Below are 21,377 nucleotides of genomic sequence, written 5' to 3'. Positions count from 1 at the left end.
TGCCGCAGTCTGTATGGACTGCGATTTTTTTAACCCCATAGACATGGTACCGGATGCGCCAGTGTCTATGAAAAACACAGCCTGTTACAGATGCGGAAAGAGAATGATCTACTTCCGCATTTTTTAATTGTTCAATATATCTGAGCACACGGCAAACAGACATTTATCTTACCGAGTTGAATGTCCGCCAGACATTCACTCAGGCATACCTGAAAGCCAGAATGAAGGTACTATCCTCCTTCATCCTGACCTATATTCAAAAAAAGAAAGGGGAAATATAAAATGAAAAAACTGAGTACATATGTCCGTCGCTATGGCGTTTTATATCTGCTCGGCTTTCTCTGCATGGTAATCAGCATCATACTTGACATGATGGCTCCGCAGATTACCAAACGTATTATAGATGACGTGATCATCGGGAAACAGATGCAGCTTCTTACCCGTCTTCTGCTGGGGCTTCTCGGCATTGGGCTTGGCCGCGCTGTTTTCCAGTACATCAAGGAATTCACCTACGATTACGTCGGCGTATTCGTGGGACTTCACATACGGAAAGACTTATTCCGCCACCTGCAGACCATGTCCATGGACTTTTTTGACCGTCACAACACCGGGGAGCTGATGACGCGTGTCAAGGAAGACGTAGACAAAGTACAGTTTGCGACCGGATTTATCGGAATCCTGGCCATTGAGGCAATCACGCATACCGCCATGGTCCTGTTCTGTATGTTCCGGCTTAACCCTGTACTGACTCTGATTCCTCTGGTACTACTTCCGTTAATCGGGGTCTGTGCAGTGAAAATGGAAAAGAAACTCGGCATTGTTTACGATAAAATCAGCGAGGAAACTGCAGAGCTGAACACTGTAGCACAGGAATGCCTTGCCGGCGTCCGAACAGTGAAGGCATTCGCCAAAGAAGAGTTTGAAATTAAAAAATTCGGCAGACACAATCGCAGATTTTACGATTTGAATGTGGAACAGGCCAAAATCATGGCGGATTTTCAGCCTCTGATCACCTTGCTTGGCAACTCCATGCTGCTTACCGTCATCATTGTCGGCGGATTAATGGTGATCCGCGGAGATATGACGCTCGGAGATCTGGGCGCTTTTTCCGAGTACGCCAACAATGTAATCTGGCCTATGCAGATCGTGGGCTGGCTGAGCAATGACATTGCTTCTGCATTTGCTTCCTGGAAGAAGATCAGGAAGGCTGCCTCTCAATCTCCGAAGGTCTCAGATTCACCGGAAACCACGCCGCTTACCGAGGTACACGGGGAAATCTGTTTCGATCATGTGAGTTTTTCATTGGATGGACATGAGATTTTAAAGGATGTGAATATAAAGCTCACTCCCGGCAAGACTTTGGGCATCATGGGCATGACCGGTTCCGGGAAGACGACTCTGGTCAATCTGCTCCAGCGGTTCTATGATGTGACCGAGGGTCGGATTCTCCTGGACGGAGTCGATATCCGCGCTCTTCCGCTCACGCAGCTTCGCGCCTCTGTTTCCGTGGTCATGCAGGACGTCTTTCTGTTCTCAGATTCCGTAACGGAAAATGTAAAGACCGGTAAGCGGGATACTCTGCATCAGGATACGGTAGAATGGGCTGCCCGAAAAGCCGGAGCCGCGCGCTTTATCAGTCACCTGGGCGAGGGTTATGACACCGTGATCGGTGAACGCGGCGTCGGGCTTTCCGGCGGTCAGAAACAGCGGATCAGCATTGCCCGTGCCATTGCCAAAAACGCGCCGGTACTGGTTCTCGATGACGCCACCTCTGCGCTCGACATGGAGACGGAACGCCTGATTCAAAAGAATCTGAAAAAAGTGCCGAAATCTACAAAAATCATCATCGGTCATCGTATTTCTGCGGTACGGTCCGCAGATGAGATCATCGTGCTTGACACCAATACGATTGCCGAGCGGGGCACACATGAAGAGTTGATGGCACAAAAAGGCCGTTACTACCAGACCTGGTGCGTACAGTATCAGGATACGGACCACACTACGATTTCTTACGAAAAGGAGGAAAAGCCATGTCAATAAAAACTGCACGGGACGATGAGCTAAGAACCGTCGTCTCCAAAAAAGACACTTTGATTCGGCTGTACAGCTACCTTTTGGCATACAAAAAGACGTTGGCTGTCGTTGCACTTCTCCTGCTCGTCACGCTCGGCGTCACTTTGGCCACCCCACTTATGATTGAGCGTGCTGTGGATACCTACGTGGCAAATTCCGATGTGCCGGGGCTTATGCGCCTCGCGCTTCTGGCTCTGTTTCTGTTTTTGCTTCATGCTCTCTGCACCAGAGGCTGGATGCGCATCATCGCACGTATGACCAATCAGGTCCTGATGACCATAAGAAGCGAGCTTTACGAGCACATTCAGACATTGAGCTTTCACTTTTTTGACAGCCGTCCTACCGGAAAGATTCTCGCCCGCATTGTCGGAGATGTCAATTCTCTGAAGGAAATGCTGTCAGATAGTGTGACAAAATTAATCCCGGATCTTCTTACTGTCATAGGCGTTGCCTGTATCATGCTGATCAAGAACTGGCAGCTTGCCCTTGCGGCTCTGCTTACCCTGCCCGTTCTGGTAACAGGCATGTTCGTCATTCAGAAATCAGCGCACAAACGCTGGCAGATACACCGGAAGAAGAACTCCGCTCTCAACGCCTTCATTCATGAGAATTTTTCCGGTATCCGCATCGTGCAGAGCTTTGCCGCCGAAGCGGAGAAACAAAGTGACTTCGATATTTGCGCCCAGGGTTACTGCGACAGCTTTGTAAATGCAGTGCGCGTCGCAGATATCTTCAGTGCCCTGGTAGAGATTGTCTGGGGACTTGGCGGATTTTTACTGTATTTTATAGGAATCCGTATCGTGGGGGCGGAAAACATCGGCGTGGGAACCTTCCTGGCATTTTCCACTTATCTGGGAATGTTCTGGAGCCCGATCCGTAACCTTTCCAGCTTCTACAACAAGATCATAACCAACATTTCCGCCGCTGAGCGTGTATTTGATATCCTGGATACGCCGGCAGAGATCACGGACCTTCCCGGCAGCGTGGCTCTCCCTCAGATTGAAGGGAAAGTCAGTTTTGAAAACGTTAGTTTTGCCTACACCGACGAGCCGGACCGCTTAGTCCTGGAAGATGTAAGCTTTACGGTGGAGCCGGGTGAGACCATCGCTCTTGTCGGCCCGACCGGAGCCGGAAAGACTACTATCGTAAACCTGATCAGCCGTTTTTACGATGTGACTTCAGGGCATATCCGCATTGATGAATATGACACCCGGCATGTCACCATGGCGAGCCTGCGTAAGCAGATGGGAGTCATGACTCAGGATACCTTCCTGTTCACCGGAACGATTCGGGAAAATATCTGCTATGGCAGAGACGATGCGACGGAGGAAGAGATGATTGCTGCCACAAAGGCCGTTAACGCCCATGACTTCATCATGGAAATGGAAAATGGATATGACACGGAAATCAGCGAGCGCAGTTCTCAGCTCTCCATCGGTCAGCGGCAGCTTCTGGCATTCGCCCGTACTATGCTGAGAAGTCCTCGTATCCTCATACTGGATGAGGCCACCTCCAGCATCGACACCCACACGGAGCGCCTGGTTCAGTCCGGGATTGAAGCGATGTTAAAAGGAAGAACTTCCTTCATCATCGCCCACCGTCTGTCCACCATTCAGGGTGCAGACCGCATCTTCTATGTGGATGGGAAGAATATTCTGGAGGCCGGAAGCCACCAGGAGTTGATGGCAAAGAAAGGGCTCTACTACCGCCTGTATGAGAGCCAGTTTGAAGACGTGAAATAAGCATAACCAAAACAAGGTCCACCGGACCTTGTTTCAGGTATGCTTGGCAACAAAAATAGTGCGTAAACCCAAAATCAGGACTTACGCACTATACTTTTTTAATCTTCTTTATGATCTTTTAACCTTCTCCGGATTCATGCTGACTCCACGGTTAATATCCCCCTGCGGATTCACACCGAACTCATAGTCATTTCCCGGAAGAATGATATTAAGCAGAATTCCCGCAATCGCAGCGATCGCAAGTGCAGTCAGGGTAATGGAGGCTCCGCCTACCTGGAAGGTCAGACCATTTCCAAATCCAAGTCCACACACAAAGATCACTCCTACGATGATCAGGTTCCGTGATTTTGTTAAATCCACCTTGTTCTCCACCACATTCCGAACACCGATTGCAGAAATCATACCGTAAAGCATGAAGCTGACGCCGCCGATAATAGACGCCGGCATGGTGCTGATCACTGCAGACACCTTCGGAATGAAGCTGATGATAATCGCAAATACGGCTGCAATCCGGATTACCAGCGGATCATGAACACGGCTGAGCTCCAGAACCCCGGTATTCTCACCGTAAGTCGTATTCGCCGGACCACCGATCAGGCCTGCAAATGCCGTCGCCAGACCGTCCCCCATCAGAGTACGGTGAAGCCCCGGCTCTGCAAGGAAATTATCGCCAACTGTTGCGGAAATGGCAGACATATCTCCGATATGCTCCATCATAGTTGCAATAGCGATCGGCGCCATAACAAGAATCGCGGTCACATCAAATTTGCAAATCTGAAACGGCGGAATTCCCACAAAGCTCGCAGATGCGATGGCTGAAAAATCGATGATTGCCGAACCGTCCGGGTTCAGAATACCGCAGGCATTCATAACAACTGCCACTGCATAGGAAATCACGACTCCCATCAAGATCGGGATAATCTTAAACATTCCTTTTCCCCAGATGTTAAACACAACGATGACCGCCAGCGCCACCAGCGCCAAAAACCAGTTCGTCGATGCATTGCTGATCGCTGAAGAAGCAAGGCTCAGACCGATACAGATAATCACCGGCCCCGTTACCACCGGCGGCAGATAACGCATCACCCGCTTCACGCCGACCAGACGAATGATCAGTGCCAGCACCAAATACAAAAGTCCTGCAACTACAATACCGCCGCAGGCATATGCCGCCTTTTCATTCGCTCCCATTCCCTCATAAATTCCACTGTTTAAATTCGCTACGGTAGAAAAGCCTCCGAGAAACGCAAAAGATGATCCAAGAAATGCCGGAACCTTCATTTTCGCACATACATGGAACAATAGTGTGCCAAAACCTGCACAGAACAATGTCACTGCCACCGTAAGCCCCTTTGACGGAGCCTCGCCACAGGCTGTTTGAAAATAGCTGCTCACAAGGATCGGTACTAGAATCGTTGCACCAAACATCGCGAACATGTGCTGGAGCCCCAAAATCAACATCTTCGGCAGCCCCAGCTTCTTCGCATCACGGATTACTTCATTTGAATTGTTCATAGTGTCCTCCTCTTTTCGTAAAATGTCCGCAGCGGTCATAGTTGCTGCGGACATACACATTTACCTTTCTCATTATACGCGTTTCTCATAAAATAATCAATCAAAACCTTGCTCGTAATCCATTCATTCTTCAAAATATACTTTATTTCTTCATAAGTTCAGCCCCGGCATTCCATGCCTGTGCAACTTTCTTTCCAGTAGCATAATAGCCATGCTGGAACTGGTCAAACATCAGTGCCTGCAGCTTCATTGGATCAACCTTTCCGTTATCACTAAGCACATTTTCTTCTGCTTTTACATTAACAATCTTTCCAACAATACCCGAAACATATTCTGTATCAACAAACTCAAGCAACTCACATTCCATTACTACCGGGAATTCTTCAATGATGGGGGCATGAACTTTATCGCTCTTTACTGCATGATATCCCGTTCTCTCAAACTTGTCTTCCATCTTGTTGCCAGAAGCTATTCCAAAGAAATCAGCAACCTCTACATGTGCTTCATCTGCAAGAGCAACCGTAAATGCTTTGCTCTCTTTGATATTCAGCCAGGTTTTCTTTCCCTCGCCAATAAAGAGAATCACTTTATCCGTATCGCAAATCTGCCCCCATGCAACATTCATTACATTGACCTTCTCATTGGCATCATATGCTGCAACCATAAGAACCGGCATTGGATATACCGCCTGTACTAATCCTAAATCTTTTTTCATCGTTTCCTCTCCTTCACTAATTCATATTAATGGCATCTCGTCATTATAAATGACTTCGCCTCATTTAATTATTATAATTATAACAAGCATCTATACTTATAACAAGTACGCACATTAAAGATAGATACTATCTCAAAGGAAAGCGTTAAATGTTTATCCTATACACACTACTGGAATTCGAAACTGTACGATTCAATGAAATGCAGAAATATATAGGCACAATCATATTCATAACGCTCAGTTCTACTTTTAGACCAGATACGTAAATGGGGAGATAAGTACCGCCTATAACGCAAAGGTCGGAGTTCTACTGCCACCCTTTACACACATCGACCCACTCTGTAAAGGAAGAATACTTCTCCAACTCTTCCATGGTAAGCTCAATCGCACTATTGCTGCTGCCGCAGGCCGGAAATACCGTGTCGAACCGCTTCAGAGATTCATCAAGATAGATTGTTACATTTTCATTCACTGCAAACGGGCATACGCCGCCGACCGCATGTCCCACCAGCGCCTCTACCTCCTCCGGGGTCAGCATCTTCGCCTTGGCTTTGAACTTTGCCTTATATTTGGGATTATCGATTTTCGCATCACCGGCAGCCACGATCAGAATCGGTGCCTCATTTACCTTGAACGACAGCGTCTTTGCGATGCGGCAGGGTTCACACCCCAAAGCTGCAGCTGCAAGCTCGACGGTCGCACTTGATACTTCAAATTCACGGACACGGTCTTCCATACCATATTGCCTAAAATATTCTCTTACTCTTTCGATAGCCATATTCTAAATCCTCCTGTCATACTTCCATAAGTATAATACCATAGTACCGAATATTGCAATCCGTAAAATAATTTCTTCCTTATTCATTTTTTCCTTACTGTTTTACAAGATTCACTTTTAAAAGGCGTCTTATCCTGAACACTTTACCAGTTTTCCCAGCCTCTCGGCCTCCCCCAGAATCCCCTCTATCCTCCTATTGCACATTCCAATCTCCACACCGGCGTTGATCACGCTGTCACATTCCCGAACAGCCTTGATCGCCGCCCGGTAAGCCTCGTCACCGATCTCACAGAATGGCTTCTCTGTAATCACTTTCGCAGCAAGCAGTCTTGCAAGCTGATAATCCACATCATTTTCATACAGGATACCGGCAATAAAAGGTGTATTTTCCTTCTGAAGCTTCCGATATACCGGAATCCCTGTTCCGCAGGCCGACAACACCAGAGTCTTAGGCTCGCCTTCCGGCCCCGGCAGCTCGACACTTCCAAAACAGGGGTCGAAAAAGCCATTATCAATCTCATACAGCTCCCGGATGATTTCCTCCCGAAATACCTCATCCGGCGCACCGTAATGGGATATGGTCTCCCCCTTTACACAAATAATCTTATCCGAGATCTTCTGCGCAAGATCAATCTCATGCAGAGACATGATCACGGTAATTTTCTCCTTTTTGGCCATCCTGCCAAGAATCGAGAGCAGCTCCAGCTTATACCGGACATCCAGAAAAGAGGTCGGCTCATCGAGTACCATGATATCCGGCTCCTGACAGATTGCTCTGGCAAGAAGGATTCTCTGCCTCTGTCCATCACTGATTTCATTAAAATCGCGGTTCCCAAGACCTCCTGCATGGACTGCCTCCATCGCCGCATCCACCTTCTCCTCATCCTCTCTGGAGAGGATTCCGAGCCGACCGGTATAAGGATACCTCCCTGTCGCCACGATATCATGACAAGTCATAAGTTCTGTCCTGATCCGTTCTGTCAGGACCACTGCCATCTGTGATGACAGCTCTTTATAGGATAATTTCATAAGAGACGTATCATCAAAAAACACATTTCCACCTATCAGCTTCAGCTGCCTTGTGATACTTTTCAGAATCGTAGATTTACCTGAGCCGTTGGGCCCTATTAGTGTCACGATTTCTCCCTTGTTAATCCCTATATTAATATGATGGATCAGCGTTCGCCCGTGATAGCCAACGGCCATATTTTCCATTTGAAAATGATAATCTGCCATCGCTTCCTACCTTCCTTTCTCACGCTTCACCATCATATAAATAACCACCGGTGCCCCCAGCATGGAAGTTACCGTACTGATATTCAGTTCTACCGGTGCCATCACCATACGCGCGATCAGATCACAGACCATGCAGAACACTGCACCTGCGAAAAAAGTCCCCGGAATCACCACGATTGGTTTCGAAGTGCCGAAAGCCTTTCTTGTCAGGAATGGCACTGCAATTCCGACAAATGAAATCGGTCCCGCAAACGCGGTCACGCACGCTGAAAGGATACTGGATAACAGAATGATCAGAACCCGGAAAACCTTAATATTCACCCCCATGCTCTGTGCATACGCCTCGCCCAGCTGATAGGCGCCAATCGGTTTTGACAGCAAAAATGTGCACATGCCTGCTATCCCGACAACAACCACAGCCACGCGGACATTGCTCCAGCTCATTCCGGAAAAACTTCCCTGAGACCATCCGTGAAGATTCACGATATCAGAATCATCTGCAAATGTCACCACAAAGTCCGTGATCGCTGAGCAAATATAGCCTATCATGATTCCGCCCACAAGAAGGGCAGCCATATGATGAATCTTCCTGGACATCAGCAGAATGAACCCTGTAGATATCAGCGCACCTGTGAACGCCGCCCCCACAAGAGTATAAGAGGAAAAATGTCCCACATACTTCAAAAACAGGATCATCGCAAGCGCAACGACCATCTTTGCGCCGGAGGATATACCCAGCACAAACGGTCCGGCAATCGGGTTAGCAAAAAATGTCTGTAGTAAGAAACCGGACAGGGACAACGCCCCGCCCAGTATCGCTGCCATAAGAATCCGGGGCAGACGTATCTTCCAGATGATACTGTATTCTACTGCTTCCCCGTCTCTCATAAATAGGATCCTTATGATTTTCGGCACAGAAATATGTACATTACCCGTATTAATGCTTAAAACAGTAATCGCCAAAAATGCTGCAATCATAAATACAAATACAATCGCATATCTGGAACGCCTCCTGAAATTCTCAATATGAAAGCTTCGGCCCTCTTCACCTGATACTACCTTATTCCACATATTTCCTCACCAGCTTCTTACTTCAATCTCTCCAAAAACGTCATCTCATCCGTATCATTCTCTGTCAGCATCAGATGAATATCCTGAATCAGCTCTCCTACCGTATCCGTAGCCTGATATAGATCCTTACCGGTGTACCATACGTTTCCATTCTTCACAGCTTTAAACTCTGAAAAAAGATTGCTCTTTGCTATAAGATCACTTAAACTACTCACCTGGTTATCAATCGTCCCATTGTAAATCAGGTAATCCGCATCCACTGCTGCCGCATAGAATTCTTCCATCGTAAGCTTCACGGACGGCGCATTGCTGTCAGAATTCTTCAGGTCCCGGAACACATATCTTCCGCCGGCAATCTCAATCATTGATGGAATATAATCTTCCGATTTTCTTACTACGACTGTCCCATCCGTATTGATATAGAAATAAGCTACCGTCTTTTCTGTATTTTCAAAATCCTTCAGCCTGTCAATCACCTTAGCCTGTTCCTTAAAAAAGGAATCTGCCTCTTCCTCCTTATCCAACATCACGCCATATACCTTGATCCACTCCGTCCTTCCCAGAGGATGCGACTCATAACTGGAATAATCTACAAACACCGGAATATCCATTTCCTCAATCATTTCCTGCACTTTGGGCGTATGGAGAATCATAGTAGACTCCACAGCGAGGTCACATCCTCCGTCCACCAGCATCTCATAGTCCGGCTCGCTGTATTTGCCTGCATAAGCAATTTTGTCCTCTTCCATTGCACGCTTCGCAGACTCTATATACCACCCGGATGCATCTGTGCCGGAATACTTCACCGTATCAACGGCATCCAAAGCGTCAAGCAGTGACATGACTGCTGTCGCCGCCATATAGATATGATCCAGTGGCTGTTCAAGCACCACAATCTCTTCATCCAGACCTTCCGGCACATCCTTCCCTTCGGGGACAAGCAGATACTCACGGCCCTCATGTATATTGATCAACTTATAGCCATCATTATAATAATACACATCAAATTCCGTTGCATACTCCCGGTCCATCACAGACTCGCAGGTAAGCCCTGCTATCTCAGGCGCCTCAAAAGACTGACCGCCCTTATCATTGCCCTTATCATTACTCTCCTGTTTTGTGTCTGCATTTCCCGGCTGACTCTCTTTCTGCTTTTGACCGCAGCCTCCCAGAAGGAGAACTGCCGCCAAAAGCAGCGCAATCACTCTATACCGTTTCTTTCTCATCGTTTATTTTCTCCTATTTCGATGTCTGATCTGCTGACTGAGTTCTTACCTGGCTATCCGCATCAGCTCCGGCCTCCGCTATTTTTGTCTCAAAAAATGCAGCCATCTCCTCCTCGCAGCCAAAAAGTACACCGAACACCTTCACCCACTCATACTTTGCCAAATCCGTCTTCTCATCCTCGGAGCGGTCAACAATTGCCGGAATGCCAAGTAACGCGAACTTTTCCGTGATCTTCTCAAAACGCTCTCTCTGCTCTTTCACCGTAAGCTTTTCGTCATCTGCCTGCGCATCGGTATCGTCTGCCTCCTGTGGAAGAATCGCAGAAGGAAGAATTGCCAGGTTTGTCTCCTGCTTTACGAGCTCCTTAAATTCCGGATCTTCCCAGGTTCCTCCATAGACAACCTCTGCCTTCTCCTCATCGTCTTTCTTCTCCATTCTCTGCGAAATGGACGCGACCTTGCAGTCCGCCATCTCACATCCGATTGCTGCTACATAGTCAGTCAGCCCAAGCTCATCCATTTTCTCAAGAATCGCATTCTCAGACACATATGCCTTATCTACCGGCATCTGTACGACAAGCATATCCTGCTCCAGACCTACAGGTACTTCTACCCCATCCGGGACAAGAAGATACTTCACAACATTCCCTTTATAGAGTTCTGCTGTCATCTCTTCCTGACTTACGGATACTTCTCCATCCTCTGCCGTCTCAGCTGCTTTTGCTGTCTTATCAGACACGTTTGTCTGCTCCGTATTCTCTGCTTCTGCCTGCTTGGAATCTCCCGTCGTATCCTTCGCCATATCTACCTCTAAAAGTGTAACTCCCTGATCATAATGATATATCTTGAAATACTCTGCATAATCAAGCTCAGTCTCAGATTCGTACCGTAATCCCATAATCTCGGGAGCCTCTTCATCAAGCTTCGCGTTTGTCGTACTCACCATGCTCTTGCTGCCTCCCGCTCCTGCCAGATATACAAAAATCGTATACGCAATCTCATGAGCATTGGACATCTTCGTCGTCATGGCTAAAATCTGGTTGTTCTTATTTAACGCAATCGGAATCACTACCGTGGCTTTACCGTTACCTTTTGTTGTATAATAAATATTTCCATTTGCCTTTACATACTGGTAATTCTCACTGTCAAATACAAGAGTGGCATAAGCCTGCCCATTTATGACACTGATTTTATTGCAATAGATTTTTACCTTTCCGGTCCCTCCTGACCATGTAAATGCATCCGGTACATATACGCCGTCTGCCAATGTCGTGGAACTGTTGACATGTCTCGTTGATCCACTAACATCTGCCTCATACCTTGATTCACTGTCTGCTTTTCCATCATTTGGTGGAAGAACTGCTGATGATCCCGAACTATTATTTCCAGTGTCTTCCGTTATTCCGGGATTTCCATCGCCTGCAGAATCACTGAGTTTTTTAAGCGTCCCGGAGAGGAACGTCAGAGTTCTGTCGTACCAGATTCCTTTACTTGTGGAATATGCTGCCACCGCAACCCCTCTGTCCAAGGCTTCTACCGGAATGGTATAAGTATATTTCCCATCACTGTTCACCACATACGGAATCCATGCCACCGGATCTGCTTTTGCTGCCTCTTCTTTTGTTCCCATATAGAGATATCCATAGCCCTGCCCGCTTAATGTCAGAACTGCGCTCATTTTCCCGTCTTTCACCGTCAATTTGCAGTCTATGACCCGGAACATGGATGCACTGGATTCCACATCTACCTTATAACTTCCGTCCGAAGGAATCTTCCCTTCCGGCTTCGGATCCGGCTCTGTCACTATTGGTGTATCCTGAATCCCCTCATCCGGAATATAGATCCAGAGATACATGTTTGAATACCAGCTTTCATCTGTTTTTCCAAGCGCCACCGGACACACCTTACCTGCGTGGTCTGCCGGCACACGGAACGAAAATGTCCAGCCGGCCGTCTCCAACGCGGTTCCCCAGATCACCGGCGTCTTCAGAGCATCATCCTTTGAGCCCAGATATAATTTATTAAAAGATTTATTCGTCGTCGAAATTGTCACCTCAAGATTATCGCCGACCCTTACGACCTTCGAGTCCTTGACCTTAAACATCGTAAAATCAGATCCGTCCTGCTTAACAACACGAACTGCATTTCCTGTTACTATCGGAGCAGACGGTTCACTTACTGTCGCAGTCTGAGATATCACTGTCGTGCCATCCGAATCTGTGATTACACAGCGGTACTGCCCTGCCAGTTCGGCTGCCATCGCAAAGGAATATGACGCTGTCTGTGCCCCCTGATCTGTGCAGTTAGTCCATGTTGTACCGTCAGGGCTGTACTGCCACTGATAGGATAAGGTCCTTCCCTCTTCTGCCGACGCTTCCACCGAAAGCGAGACCATGGCCCCTTTTCCTGCCGTCACTTCTTTTTCCGGCTGTGTCACAATGGTTATTACGGATGGCTTTACGAACTCCGTAAGTGCCGGGATCTTAAGGGCAAGGGAACTCTTCACACTCCAGGTTCCCTTAGATGCGCTTCTCGGAACGAAATGAACCTCGCCACCAGATGTATTCATCGGGACTCTAAACGTATACCTCTGAAGATTCCTTTCTGTATCTACCTCGCCTAACACGATCGGCTCCTTGGGGTCATCATCTTTATATCCGATATAAATTGCATCGTAGCTGAACTTTCCGCTTGACGCCGGTGCTACCCAAATCGTGACCTCAATTTCCTCCCCCTTTACTACAGCCTGGGAGGAAGCAATCCTAAACATGGTATAATCTTTCCCCGGCTTCTTCTCATCGTCGCTGGCGTAGATTGCCGTGATTTTTCCATCTGCTTTGAAGCCTTCCTGCTCGCCGGTCTTTTCCAGTTTCACTTCCACAACATCAGATACAACTTCGGTTCCCAACTCATCTTTTACAAAACAGCGGTACTGACCCGAAAGCTCCGATGACATAGCGAAGCTATAGGATGCTGTCCGGGCGCTCTTTGCTGTGCAATCGGTCCATGTTGTACCATCCGTGCTGTACTGCCACTGATACGTAACACCGCTGCCATCTGCTGATACGGACAGATTAACGATCTCACCGGCCTTGCAGCTTACAGATTGCGGCTGCTGCGTAAGCGTCAGTACATTCGGTATGCTCATCCAGAGATAATTATCTGACCAGGTCCCTTTGTCCGATCTTCCTACCGAAACCGGAATCCAACTGTTTTTCTGTGATAACGGCACCCGGATTGTAAATTCACAGGTGCTTCCTGTATTGTTTCCTGCAAAATATCCTGATTTGTCCGCATCCGTCTTGTATCCCAGATACAGCCGGTCAAATATCTTCTTAGCACCCGTATGAAAAGCAATCTCAATCTGATTCCCTTTGATTGAACATATGACATCACTGATTGGAAACATTCCGTATGTGCTGCCGTCATTTTTTACCACCTTCACGCCGGTTATCGCTTCCGTCGGCTTCACCGGAGTCTCCGTATCCTCTTCTACAGCTAAAGTATCCGCCTCTGCCTGCTCATTGCCGGTCACAGGTATTTCCTCTTCTTTCTGCTCTGCATTGGCAGAATTCTCATCCTTCGGTTCATTCTCCTCTTCCACTGCAGCTGCATCTTCAGCCGTATCTCCAGTTACATCTTCAGTTGCATCTTCATCTGCAGTGTTAACCTGGTCTTTGGCAGGGGCATCTTCCTGAACTTCCTCGCCTGCGGAGGCTATATCCTCCTGCGTTTTCCCGACTTCAACGGGTGCGTCCTCTTGTGTTCCGACATCCTCAGCCTGAAGAGACGTTACCGGCGTCGCTGCCATCACAAATGCCAGAAAAAACGCAAGAAATCTTTTCATGTTCCGTTTCACTTTGATCCTCTCCTTCTCACATATTTATAATGTGTCGTTATATTTGGCCTTTTGGGAAGCGGCCTCCCGTTGGTATTGTAAATAAATTTCCTTATAAAACAAAAAAGTCCACTTTCAATCTGAAAGCAGACATCAAGATAAAAGCTATGATTACCAAATTAACATCCACTGAATCCTATTTCAGGTATGCTTGGCAACTCATAACTTTTTTACTTACATGAACACGCTTTCTTCGGAAGCAATTCACCAACATTCTCAGCAGGTTTCCTGGCTTGCACATCAACGCTCGACCGACGCCTTCTCACACATACGTGCAATGGCATAATCGCGGTCTCACTCCTTGCTTACAGTGACCGGATCGCTCAGGACTTACACCTGATTCCCTTTTACCCTTACAGACACACATCTGTCCGGCACTGAGAACCCCATATTCAACGAAAACATTATAGCAAAGCACTCCAGTAATTGCAATATTTTCCAGGAAATCACTTTCTATTGCTTTCTATATCTGGAATGAAAAAGTAAATTCTAGTTCCTCTTTCATACTGAATTTACTTTTTCATTTCACGTACATTAAATCTCCGTCTTTCCGTTTTTATTTTTCTTTTTCGGCTTTGGCTCCGGCAGTTCCTCGTACATTGCACTCAGCACTGCTGCCATAAGCTCTGTATCCTCTACATCGTCTACGATTACCATAAGCGTTTTGGAGCCTTCATACGGGTAATCCCTGTCAGCCTCCGGCATCATACGGAGCACGGACTTGGTCGGCTTTAAGAACAAACAGTTATCACAAATATCTCCTACCAGCTTCCCCTGATAATACACAAGGTATTCCCCCATCATTTTCCTGGTGGACACCTCCCCGGCTCTCTGGAGATTCTCCACAATATAATCAAGAAATTCTTTTGAAGTCGCCATTTAATCACCAGCCTTCCTGATCGGGTGGCGTATCACCGTCTTCTGTCTTTCCGGCGCCACACGCCTCGCATCGGACAAATAAATTTCATGGTGCTGCCGCTCCTTGGAAAAATCATTCTCATAACCATTTTCGCAAAGGAACTGATCCATCATAGCTACCGTCGCCGGCTCATCATCATACGCCCCTATGTGCATACATTGGACACAAAGTCCCTCACAGATCGTCAGAAATTCCACCTTGGAATAGTCCTGCCCCTTTTTCCTTCCGGCTTCCTCTATCGCCCACCTGACGTCTGCTTCCGTCACAAAATCCGGAAGCCGGATTACCGATATCCAGCAAAAATCCTCTTTTCTGCTATAATCAAGCTCATACCTGTCCGTCCTCCGGCTGGTCTGTTCAAATTGCACCGCGCCGTTCTCTGTGCGACGCTCACTCTGCGTCCAGAACCCCTCAAGCGGTGGCACCACGTAATCGAAGTATCCTTCTATCTTATGGTCCCCTTTTTTGCTCATCTTGATCGTAAATGCAATCCCATACAGAAGGCCGATCGCCGCCTTATAGTCTCCGCCTTCCTCATTGGGATCGCCCTTTCCCCTGACCGCAATAAACTTCATCTCGGGAATATCCACGATCTCAGGTTTCCGTTTCGGCATGTAAAATTCCTTATACTCTTTCTTATAATCAAATGGCATCTTTCTTACCCCCTTCTTCTTTCTCATACTCACTAATCACATCTTTTGCGATACGGATTAGTTCATTTTTCACTTCCATGGGCTCTAAGACCTTCACCTTTGCCCCAAAAGTAAGCAGCCAACAGACGAGATTCTCCTTATCGGTATAATCTGCCGTAAATAGAAGGGTGCCGTCCTCATTTTCCGTAAAACAATGTATCCCGAATTCTTCCACCAATCTCCACTTTGAATCCTTAGAAAACAATGCTTTTACCTTTATTTCTCCCGGAAATATCTTCTGGGTCGATAAATCCGGCGGCACCGCTTCCCTTAACGCAAATCTGGTTTCTTCCCGTACCAGAGCGTCCATGCGGTTCAGCTTGAACAGACGAAAATCCTTTCTTTTTATACACCAGCCCCAGACATACCAACTGGACCATTTAAACACCAGAAAATAGGGTTCGATCGTCCGGATACTATCGCCATTCGGCGCATAATAGTGGAATGTCAAATGCTTCCTCTCCTCAATCGCACTTTGAATGCATTCAATCTTAGGAGCAATTTCCGGCTTGTACCAGGACGAAAGATCGATCAAAATAGAATCCCTGCCACTTACAAAATCCGACGAACCAAGCCTTATTTTCTCCATGAGCTGACTGTAATAATGACTTCCACTCACGCTGTCAAGACTCCGAAGCCCTGCCATGATCATCTGCATATCCTTTGAGGTGAGCAATGTTCGGTCCATACGGTAACCGTCCATGATACTGATTCCGCCTCCGGCGCCTGATGTGGTCGCGATCGGTATTCCCGCCTTGCACAAATCTTCAATGTCTCTCTGAATCGTTCTTCGCGAAACCTCGAACCTCTCCGCCAGCTCCGGCGCCGTAACTTTTTCCTTCTGTAATAATATGGAAAGTATTCCGATAAGCCTATCGATTTTCATATAATCCTCACTTTTGTTCCGGTCAGTGCAGAATCGACGTCTTTTAGACGGCTCGATTCCTATATTGATGAGTATACCAAAAGAAATGTGACATCTGTATGTCATGTTTTGTTTAAAACTCTTAGATATGTTCAACGACCAAAAGCCCGTATTTTTCTGGTTTCCGGATAATTATAGGTAGATATAGCAGTCATGGCAGCCGGAATTGCCTCCGCTTTTCACTCTCCAGAATTAACAGACTCATCTTCCTCGGCAATTTTCCGAATAACCGTCAGAACATTATCCAGTTCTTCCTCTACTTCATCTGCTATAGTTTCAGGAGACTTACCTTTCTGGAGTTTCTTTTTGATTAATTCCTTCAGATGGTCATTGCGACCTTCTTTCCGACCTTCTTTCCGGCCCTCCTTGCGACCTTCTTCACGTCCCTCTTCCCGTTCATAATATTTCTCTTCCCAAGCCTGCATATACTTCACTCCTATTTCTTCGCTGAGTTTAACCTTATGCACCCGCTCATGAATCCGGTGAATTCGCGCACTTTCCGAAGCATTTGCGGCAGAATCTGTTGTATTCTCCAGGTAATGTAGAAAATCCACAAGCTCTTTAGAAACCTCCTCATCGTTTGTGCCCCTTGTATTCAGGAAAATGCGGACAGCCTTATCTTCTAACGTACATTCCGGGACTTCCCGGCACCTGGCTTCAAAAGTATACTGGTATTTTCCATAGCCAAATAAATCGAAAGGCGTGATGATAATAATATACGAAGTATTCAGTAAATTAAACCTTGTGAAACGGCCGAATGGCCACGCGGGATGCCCTTGGGTATAATCCGGAATACCCGGTTTCAAAAGCCCCGTGTCGATGAGAGCCTGATAATATCTGCTCCTTTTCGCCAGGTCTCCCTTTTTCTTCTCCTGCATCTCCGTGTTGTAAATAGAATTTTCCTCATCCATGGAAAATACGTCCATTCTTATAGAACGAATCAAGGGCGATACCCGTAATTCCTTTTCGGTCTCTGCTTTGTCGAGAAGCGGAATCTCCTTCTGGAAAATAATACTGAGTACGTCCTGATGAATCTGCGGATCCTCCATAACCTCATCAAATAGGAAACGGCTGGTGAGGTTCAGGTCTTTCAGCGGTATAATATTTTGTTTGTAATTCATGTATCCTCCTTAAGTTTATCATAGTTATCTGCTGCATTACAAATAGATTCTTAAATGATCATAAATATCCCCTCCACTTTCTTTTTCTGTCCATACTATGAAATAACTTGGCGATCAGCCATGAATTTGTGACCCTTTTTGATTACTTACCTCGATAATGAATTAATGATACCTCTGATGCGTCTAAAAAGCAATATGTAAAATGTTATAAGTTTCTGCTGGCAACAAGATGAACGTCCACTGGACGTTCACCCAGGTATACATGACACCCAAAAGGGCTGCATAGCCCTATCACCTTGCAGCCCTCTCTCCTCTACAGATATCGCATAGAATTCACAATATCCACCATCGTTTCCACCGGAACACGTCCCTTCAGGGTATACCGTACTCCATCAGAAACAAATATCGCGCATACCTGTGGCCGGTATCGTTCTTCCTGAAGTACCGGATCATTCTCATCCACACTATCCTGCAGAATATTTACCGTATATCCCTGATCCGCGGTAATCGTTTTCACGTATTCAAAATATCCCAGATACTCCGTATCCAGTTCCTGCTGGCTGGGGTCTGAAATGATTTCCACTTCCAGATTCACCGGACTTTTATAGATTTCTCCCACAGTCCATATATATTTATCATCATTTCCTTCCAATTCCCCACTATTTTCACTCTTATCCCAATCCCGGATATCGATCAGATCGCCAATGATATACTCCCTGACGTTCACCATATGATAACCGTCCCCTATCTTCTGATAATCGATTCTCATATACGGATTCCCTGCCAGCTCCGTTCCCAGAAGAGAAATCCCCAATTCCTTTTCCAATTCCGCGATTGTACCGTACGATTTTTCTACATAGCCATACTCCGTCACGTTCCCCTCTACCTCCTGGACCGGTACGACTTCCATCGGCTCCAGTTCCGGCATCGTCTCGTGGTTTACCTTAATCTGCGAATAAATATATGTCCCCGCCGCATAAGCTGCCGTTCCAAACAGGACCAGACAAAGTGCGGCGGCAACAGCACCGCCAAATCTTCTCACACCCCTCGACCTATAATTCCTGTTTCCCTCCTGAATATTCTTTACCATTCTTTCTGGAGAAATATTCATGTCACAAAGTCCCGTATCGATGCTTTTCTTAATTTCATTCATCAAAATAATCCTCCTTCAATTCTTCCTTAAGCTGCTCTCTTGCCCTTTTCAGCCTGACCCTGACCGTGGATTCCTTTTGTCCTAAGACCTTCGCAATCTCGGCAACAGAAAGTTCCTGATAGTAATACAGAAGAATGACCTCTTTATACTTCGGCCTCAAATTCCCGATTCCCATAAGCAGCCTTTCTCTGTCAATGGCGCCATTATAGTCTTCTGAGTAAGAAAGCTCCGGAAATTCATCAACCTTTCTGATCTTGAACCAGCTTGTCCGCATCTGGTTTTTACACAGGTTAATCGCAATCCGCATAATCCAGGTCTTGACGGAAGATTTCTGCATAAAGGAATCATATTTCTTGTAGACCTGAAAAAATGTTTCCTGGGTCACATCTTCCGCCAACTGGTAATCTTTCAAATAGAGATAGCACATGCGCAGTACACTGTCCCCATATTCCGTTACAAATTCTGTTATCATTTTCTTTTTATCTGCCGGCATTCTTTTTACCTCCTACACTTCTTAGACACAATGAGGCCCGGACAAGTTACATATTAACAGAAAAATACTTTTTTCGGTTAGTACCTTAATGAGAAATTAAAATAGAATCCTCCCGGAGCGTTTTTTATTTCATAGGACGCACTTTCCTATGAAGCAAGAAAAAGTCTGAGCCACTTTCATGACTACAGCCTTCCACTTAACTTTCTTAATATATATTATCCAATCAGGTCATATTTCACAACATCCATCTTTACTTCTCCATCCGCAAAAAACGAAATTCCGTCTGCCGCCTTTTCCGTATAGATCGTAGAACTCATGGCCTGTTCACCGTCATTTATGAATACCTCCACGCTGAACTGATCCAGGATCAGCCGGAGCTTCAGATTGCCGTTTTCGCTGTTCACCTTGCTCCTGCGCTGGTGAATGATCGCTCTTCTGGAGCCGGAGAACTTTCTGTCAATCTTCAGCACATCCTCCCGCGGGCGGAAGCTGACCGATGTCTGATACTGTGCATTCTGTGCGAAACGGACCGCAAACTTCTGATAGAGGTTCTGCTCATCTACCGGACGGATATTTAACTCAATATCCACCTTGCGGCCCTTGATTCCTTCCAGGTTCACCGTTCCGGAAACCAGAACTGATTTATACTCCACCTTTCCGCTTCTCATATCGTTTAGTTCGCGAAGCGGCTCCTGGTAAAGTCTTCCATTTTTTACCGACAGTTCTCTCGGCAGGCTCATCTGCCCGAACCACAGTTCCTCATGGCCACGGATCGCACAGGTATCCCAGTTTTGCATCCAGCCGATCATGACTCTTCTTCCGTCGGGCGTCAGAACGGTCTGCGGTGCATAGAAATCTATTCCATAGTCGATGGATTGATTGCATTCTTCCGTAAATGTATCCGTTTCTTCGTCATACTCTCCAATCAGGCACAGGGTTCCATTTCCATTGTGATATTCAAAGCCCTGCGGAAGCATATCCTGAGGGCTGGTGAGCAGCACCCATTTCCCGTCAAGTTCAAAGAAATCCGGGCACTCCCACATCTTTCCAAACCGGTTGTTGTTTGTTGCCAATACCTTTTTGTACTTCCAGTCAAATCCATCTTTGCTGGTATAGAGCAGAATCTGACCGCTACCGTCCGCCGGGCGGTTTCCTACCACACAGCAGTACGTGCCGTCTTCCTTTTGCCACATCTTCGGATCGCGGAAATCAAACCTGCTGCAGCCTTCCGGGAGATCCTTTGCATCAAGTACAGGGTTCTTCTCATACTTCTCATAATCAATTCCATCGCCAACAGCCATACATTGGGTCTGGACCTCGATCACGCCTCCATTCCTCTGATGTTCCTTGATCACGCCGGTATACATCAGAAGCTGTCTTCCATCCGGAAGTGTGATGGCGCTTCCCGAAAAGCATCCGTCTCTGTCATAAAATTCGTCCGGTGCGAGCGCTGCCGGAAGATATTCCCAGTGCAGAAGGTCCTCACTTACCGCATGGCCCCAGTGCATCGGCCCCCAGTGCGAGTCATAGGGGTGGTACTGATAAAACATATGATACTGCCCATTGTAATAAGAAAACCCATTTGGATCGTTCATCCAGCCGGTACGCGCGGACAAATGATAAGCCGGCCGATCTTCACTTTTTATAAATTTTTCAGAAGCCTCTTCATATTTTCGTGCTTCACGTAATGTCTGACTTGTCATATTCTTCACCTTCTATAAATAATATTAGAGTGGTCAAGTGCGCCGAAGCGCACCTGACTCCCTTTTTGCGAATTGTCCCTGGCGGACCTGCTTTCCCTCCTGCCGGATGGTCTGTCT

At 46.8% G+C, this 21,377-nt stretch carries 16 protein-coding genes and 1 riboswitch; of the genes, 2 read left to right on the top strand and 14 right to left on the bottom strand.

Features of this window, described 5'->3' with window-relative positions; all coding sequences use genetic code 11:
- The first annotated feature begins 282 nt into the window (after positions 1–282).
- Positions 283–2,040, top strand: a complete 1,758-nt coding sequence (locus tag ABXS75_07135) for an ABC transporter ATP-binding protein (protein XCP86562.1) — start codon at positions 283–285, stop codon at positions 2,038–2,040.
- Positions 2,031–3,815, top strand: coding sequence for an ABC transporter ATP-binding protein (locus ABXS75_07130; GenBank protein XCP86561.1), 1,785 nt, complete (start codon positions 2,031–2,033; stop codon positions 3,813–3,815). Before ABXS75_07135 ends, ABXS75_07130 begins: the two co-directional genes overlap by 10 nt.
- 108 nt (positions 3,816–3,923) lie before the next feature.
- Here ABXS75_07130 and ABXS75_07125 read toward each other — a convergent pair whose 3' ends face one another.
- The 14 genes from ABXS75_07125 to ABXS75_07060 form a co-directional block, all read right to left on the bottom strand.
- Positions 3,924–5,330, bottom strand: coding sequence for a uracil-xanthine permease family protein (locus tag ABXS75_07125; GenBank protein ID XCP86560.1), 1,407 nt, complete (start codon positions 5,328–5,330; stop codon positions 3,924–3,926).
- Positions 5,331–5,472: 142 nt separating this feature from the next.
- On the bottom strand, positions 5,473–6,045 hold the full coding sequence (locus ABXS75_07120) for a flavin reductase family protein (protein ID XCP86559.1): 573 nt from the start codon (positions 6,043–6,045) through the stop codon (positions 5,473–5,475).
- Positions 6,046–6,352: 307 nt separating this feature from the next.
- Complete coding sequence (locus tag ABXS75_07115; GenBank protein XCP86558.1) at positions 6,353–6,823, bottom strand: YbaK/EbsC family protein; 471 nt, start codon at positions 6,821–6,823, stop codon at positions 6,353–6,355.
- Positions 6,824–6,952: 129 nt separating this feature from the next.
- The gene (locus ABXS75_07110; GenBank protein XCP86557.1) at positions 6,953–8,059 is read right to left on the bottom strand and encodes an ABC transporter ATP-binding protein; all 1,107 of its coding nucleotides are present in this window, start codon (positions 8,057–8,059) and stop codon (positions 6,953–6,955) included.
- A 6-nt stretch (positions 8,060–8,065) separates the two neighbouring features.
- A complete protein-coding gene (locus ABXS75_07105; protein XCP86556.1) occupies positions 8,066–9,130 on the bottom strand; it encodes an iron ABC transporter permease in 1,065 nt (354 codons plus the stop codon).
- 17 nt (positions 9,131–9,147) lie between these two features.
- A complete protein-coding gene (locus tag ABXS75_07100; protein XCP86555.1) occupies positions 9,148–10,356 on the bottom strand; it encodes an ABC transporter substrate-binding protein in 1,209 nt (402 codons plus the stop codon).
- Between the two features lie 13 nt (positions 10,357–10,369).
- A complete protein-coding gene (locus tag ABXS75_07095) occupies positions 10,370–14,215 on the bottom strand; it encodes a hypothetical protein (protein ID XCP86554.1) in 3,846 nt (1,281 codons plus the stop codon).
- 239 nt (positions 14,216–14,454) lie between these two features.
- Positions 14,455–14,651, bottom strand: a riboswitch (cobalamin riboswitch).
- A 137-nt stretch (positions 14,652–14,788) separates the two neighbouring features.
- Positions 14,789–15,133, bottom strand: a complete 345-nt coding sequence (locus ABXS75_07090; protein XCP86553.1) for a TfoX/Sxy family protein — start codon at positions 15,131–15,133, stop codon at positions 14,789–14,791.
- Complete coding sequence (locus ABXS75_07085; protein ID XCP86552.1) at positions 15,134–15,826, bottom strand: GyrI-like domain-containing protein; 693 nt, start codon at positions 15,824–15,826, stop codon at positions 15,134–15,136.
- Positions 15,816–16,751 carry a YafY family protein gene (locus tag ABXS75_07080; GenBank protein XCP86551.1) on the bottom strand — a complete coding sequence of 312 codons (936 nt, stop codon included), beginning with the start codon at positions 16,749–16,751 and terminating at the stop codon, positions 15,816–15,818. Before ABXS75_07080 ends, ABXS75_07085 begins: the two co-directional genes overlap by 11 nt.
- A 218-nt stretch (positions 16,752–16,969) precedes the next feature.
- Positions 16,970–17,911 (bottom strand): hypothetical protein, encoded by a 942-nt coding sequence (locus tag ABXS75_07075; protein ID XCP86550.1) that lies wholly within the window; start codon positions 17,909–17,911, stop codon positions 16,970–16,972.
- 313 nt (positions 17,912–18,224) lie between these two features.
- Positions 18,225–19,064, bottom strand: a complete 840-nt coding sequence (locus ABXS75_07070; protein ID XCP86549.1) for a hypothetical protein — start codon at positions 19,062–19,064, stop codon at positions 18,225–18,227.
- Positions 19,057–19,557, bottom strand: coding sequence for a sigma-70 family RNA polymerase sigma factor (locus ABXS75_07065; GenBank protein ID XCP86548.1), 501 nt, complete (start codon positions 19,555–19,557; stop codon positions 19,057–19,059). Before ABXS75_07065 ends, ABXS75_07070 begins: the two co-directional genes overlap by 8 nt.
- Positions 19,558–19,772: 215 nt before the next feature.
- A complete protein-coding gene (locus ABXS75_07060) occupies positions 19,773–21,260 on the bottom strand; it encodes a glycoside hydrolase family 32 protein (GenBank protein XCP86547.1) in 1,488 nt (495 codons plus the stop codon).
- Positions 21,261–21,377: the final 117 nt, after the last annotated feature.

It is taken from the genome of Roseburia hominis, from assembly GCA_040702975.1.
Taxonomy (GTDB): domain Bacteria; phylum Bacillota; class Clostridia; order Lachnospirales; family Lachnospiraceae; genus Allocoprococcus; species Allocoprococcus hominis_A.
The sequence above is the reverse complement of the archived record's forward strand: the minus strand, read 5'-3'. Positions and strand labels throughout refer to the sequence as shown.

Bases quoted from the DNA above. Each gene is read 5' to 3' on its own strand.
- ABXS75_07135 (XCP86562.1), top strand. From the start codon at position 283: ATGAAAAAACTGAGTACATATGTCCGTCGCTATGGCGTTTTATATCTG.
- ABXS75_07130 (XCP86561.1), top strand. From the start codon at position 2,031: ATGTCAATAAAAACTGCACGGGACGATGAGCTAAGAACCGTCGTCTCC.
- ABXS75_07125 (XCP86560.1), bottom strand. From the start codon at position 5,330: ATGAACAATTCAAATGAAGTAATCCGTGATGCGAAGAAGCTGGGGCTG.
- ABXS75_07120 (XCP86559.1), bottom strand. From the start codon at position 6,045: ATGAAAAAAGATTTAGGATTAGTACAGGCGGTATATCCAATGCCGGTT.
- ABXS75_07115 (XCP86558.1), bottom strand. From the start codon at position 6,823: ATGGCTATCGAAAGAGTAAGAGAATATTTTAGGCAATATGGTATGGAA.
- ABXS75_07110 (XCP86557.1), bottom strand. From the start codon at position 8,059: ATGGCAGATTATCATTTTCAAATGGAAAATATGGCCGTTGGCTATCAC.
- ABXS75_07105 (XCP86556.1), bottom strand. From the start codon at position 9,130: ATGTGGAATAAGGTAGTATCAGGTGAAGAGGGCCGAAGCTTTCATATT.
- ABXS75_07100 (XCP86555.1), bottom strand. From the start codon at position 10,356: ATGAGAAAGAAACGGTATAGAGTGATTGCGCTGCTTTTGGCGGCAGTT.
- ABXS75_07090 (XCP86553.1), bottom strand. From the start codon at position 15,133: ATGGCGACTTCAAAAGAATTTCTTGATTATATTGTGGAGAATCTCCAG.
- ABXS75_07085 (XCP86552.1), bottom strand. From the start codon at position 15,826: ATGCCATTTGATTATAAGAAAGAGTATAAGGAATTTTACATGCCGAAA.
- ABXS75_07080 (XCP86551.1), bottom strand. From the start codon at position 16,751: ATGAAAATCGATAGGCTTATCGGAATACTTTCCATATTATTACAGAAG.
- ABXS75_07075 (XCP86550.1), bottom strand. From the start codon at position 17,911: ATGAATTACAAACAAAATATTATACCGCTGAAAGACCTGAACCTCACC.
- ABXS75_07070 (XCP86549.1), bottom strand. From the start codon at position 19,064: ATGAATGAAATTAAGAAAAGCATCGATACGGGACTTTGTGACATGAAT.
- ABXS75_07065 (XCP86548.1), bottom strand. From the start codon at position 19,557: ATGCCGGCAGATAAAAAGAAAATGATAACAGAATTTGTAACGGAATAT.
- ABXS75_07060 (XCP86547.1), bottom strand. From the start codon at position 21,260: ATGACAAGTCAGACATTACGTGAAGCACGAAAATATGAAGAGGCTTCT.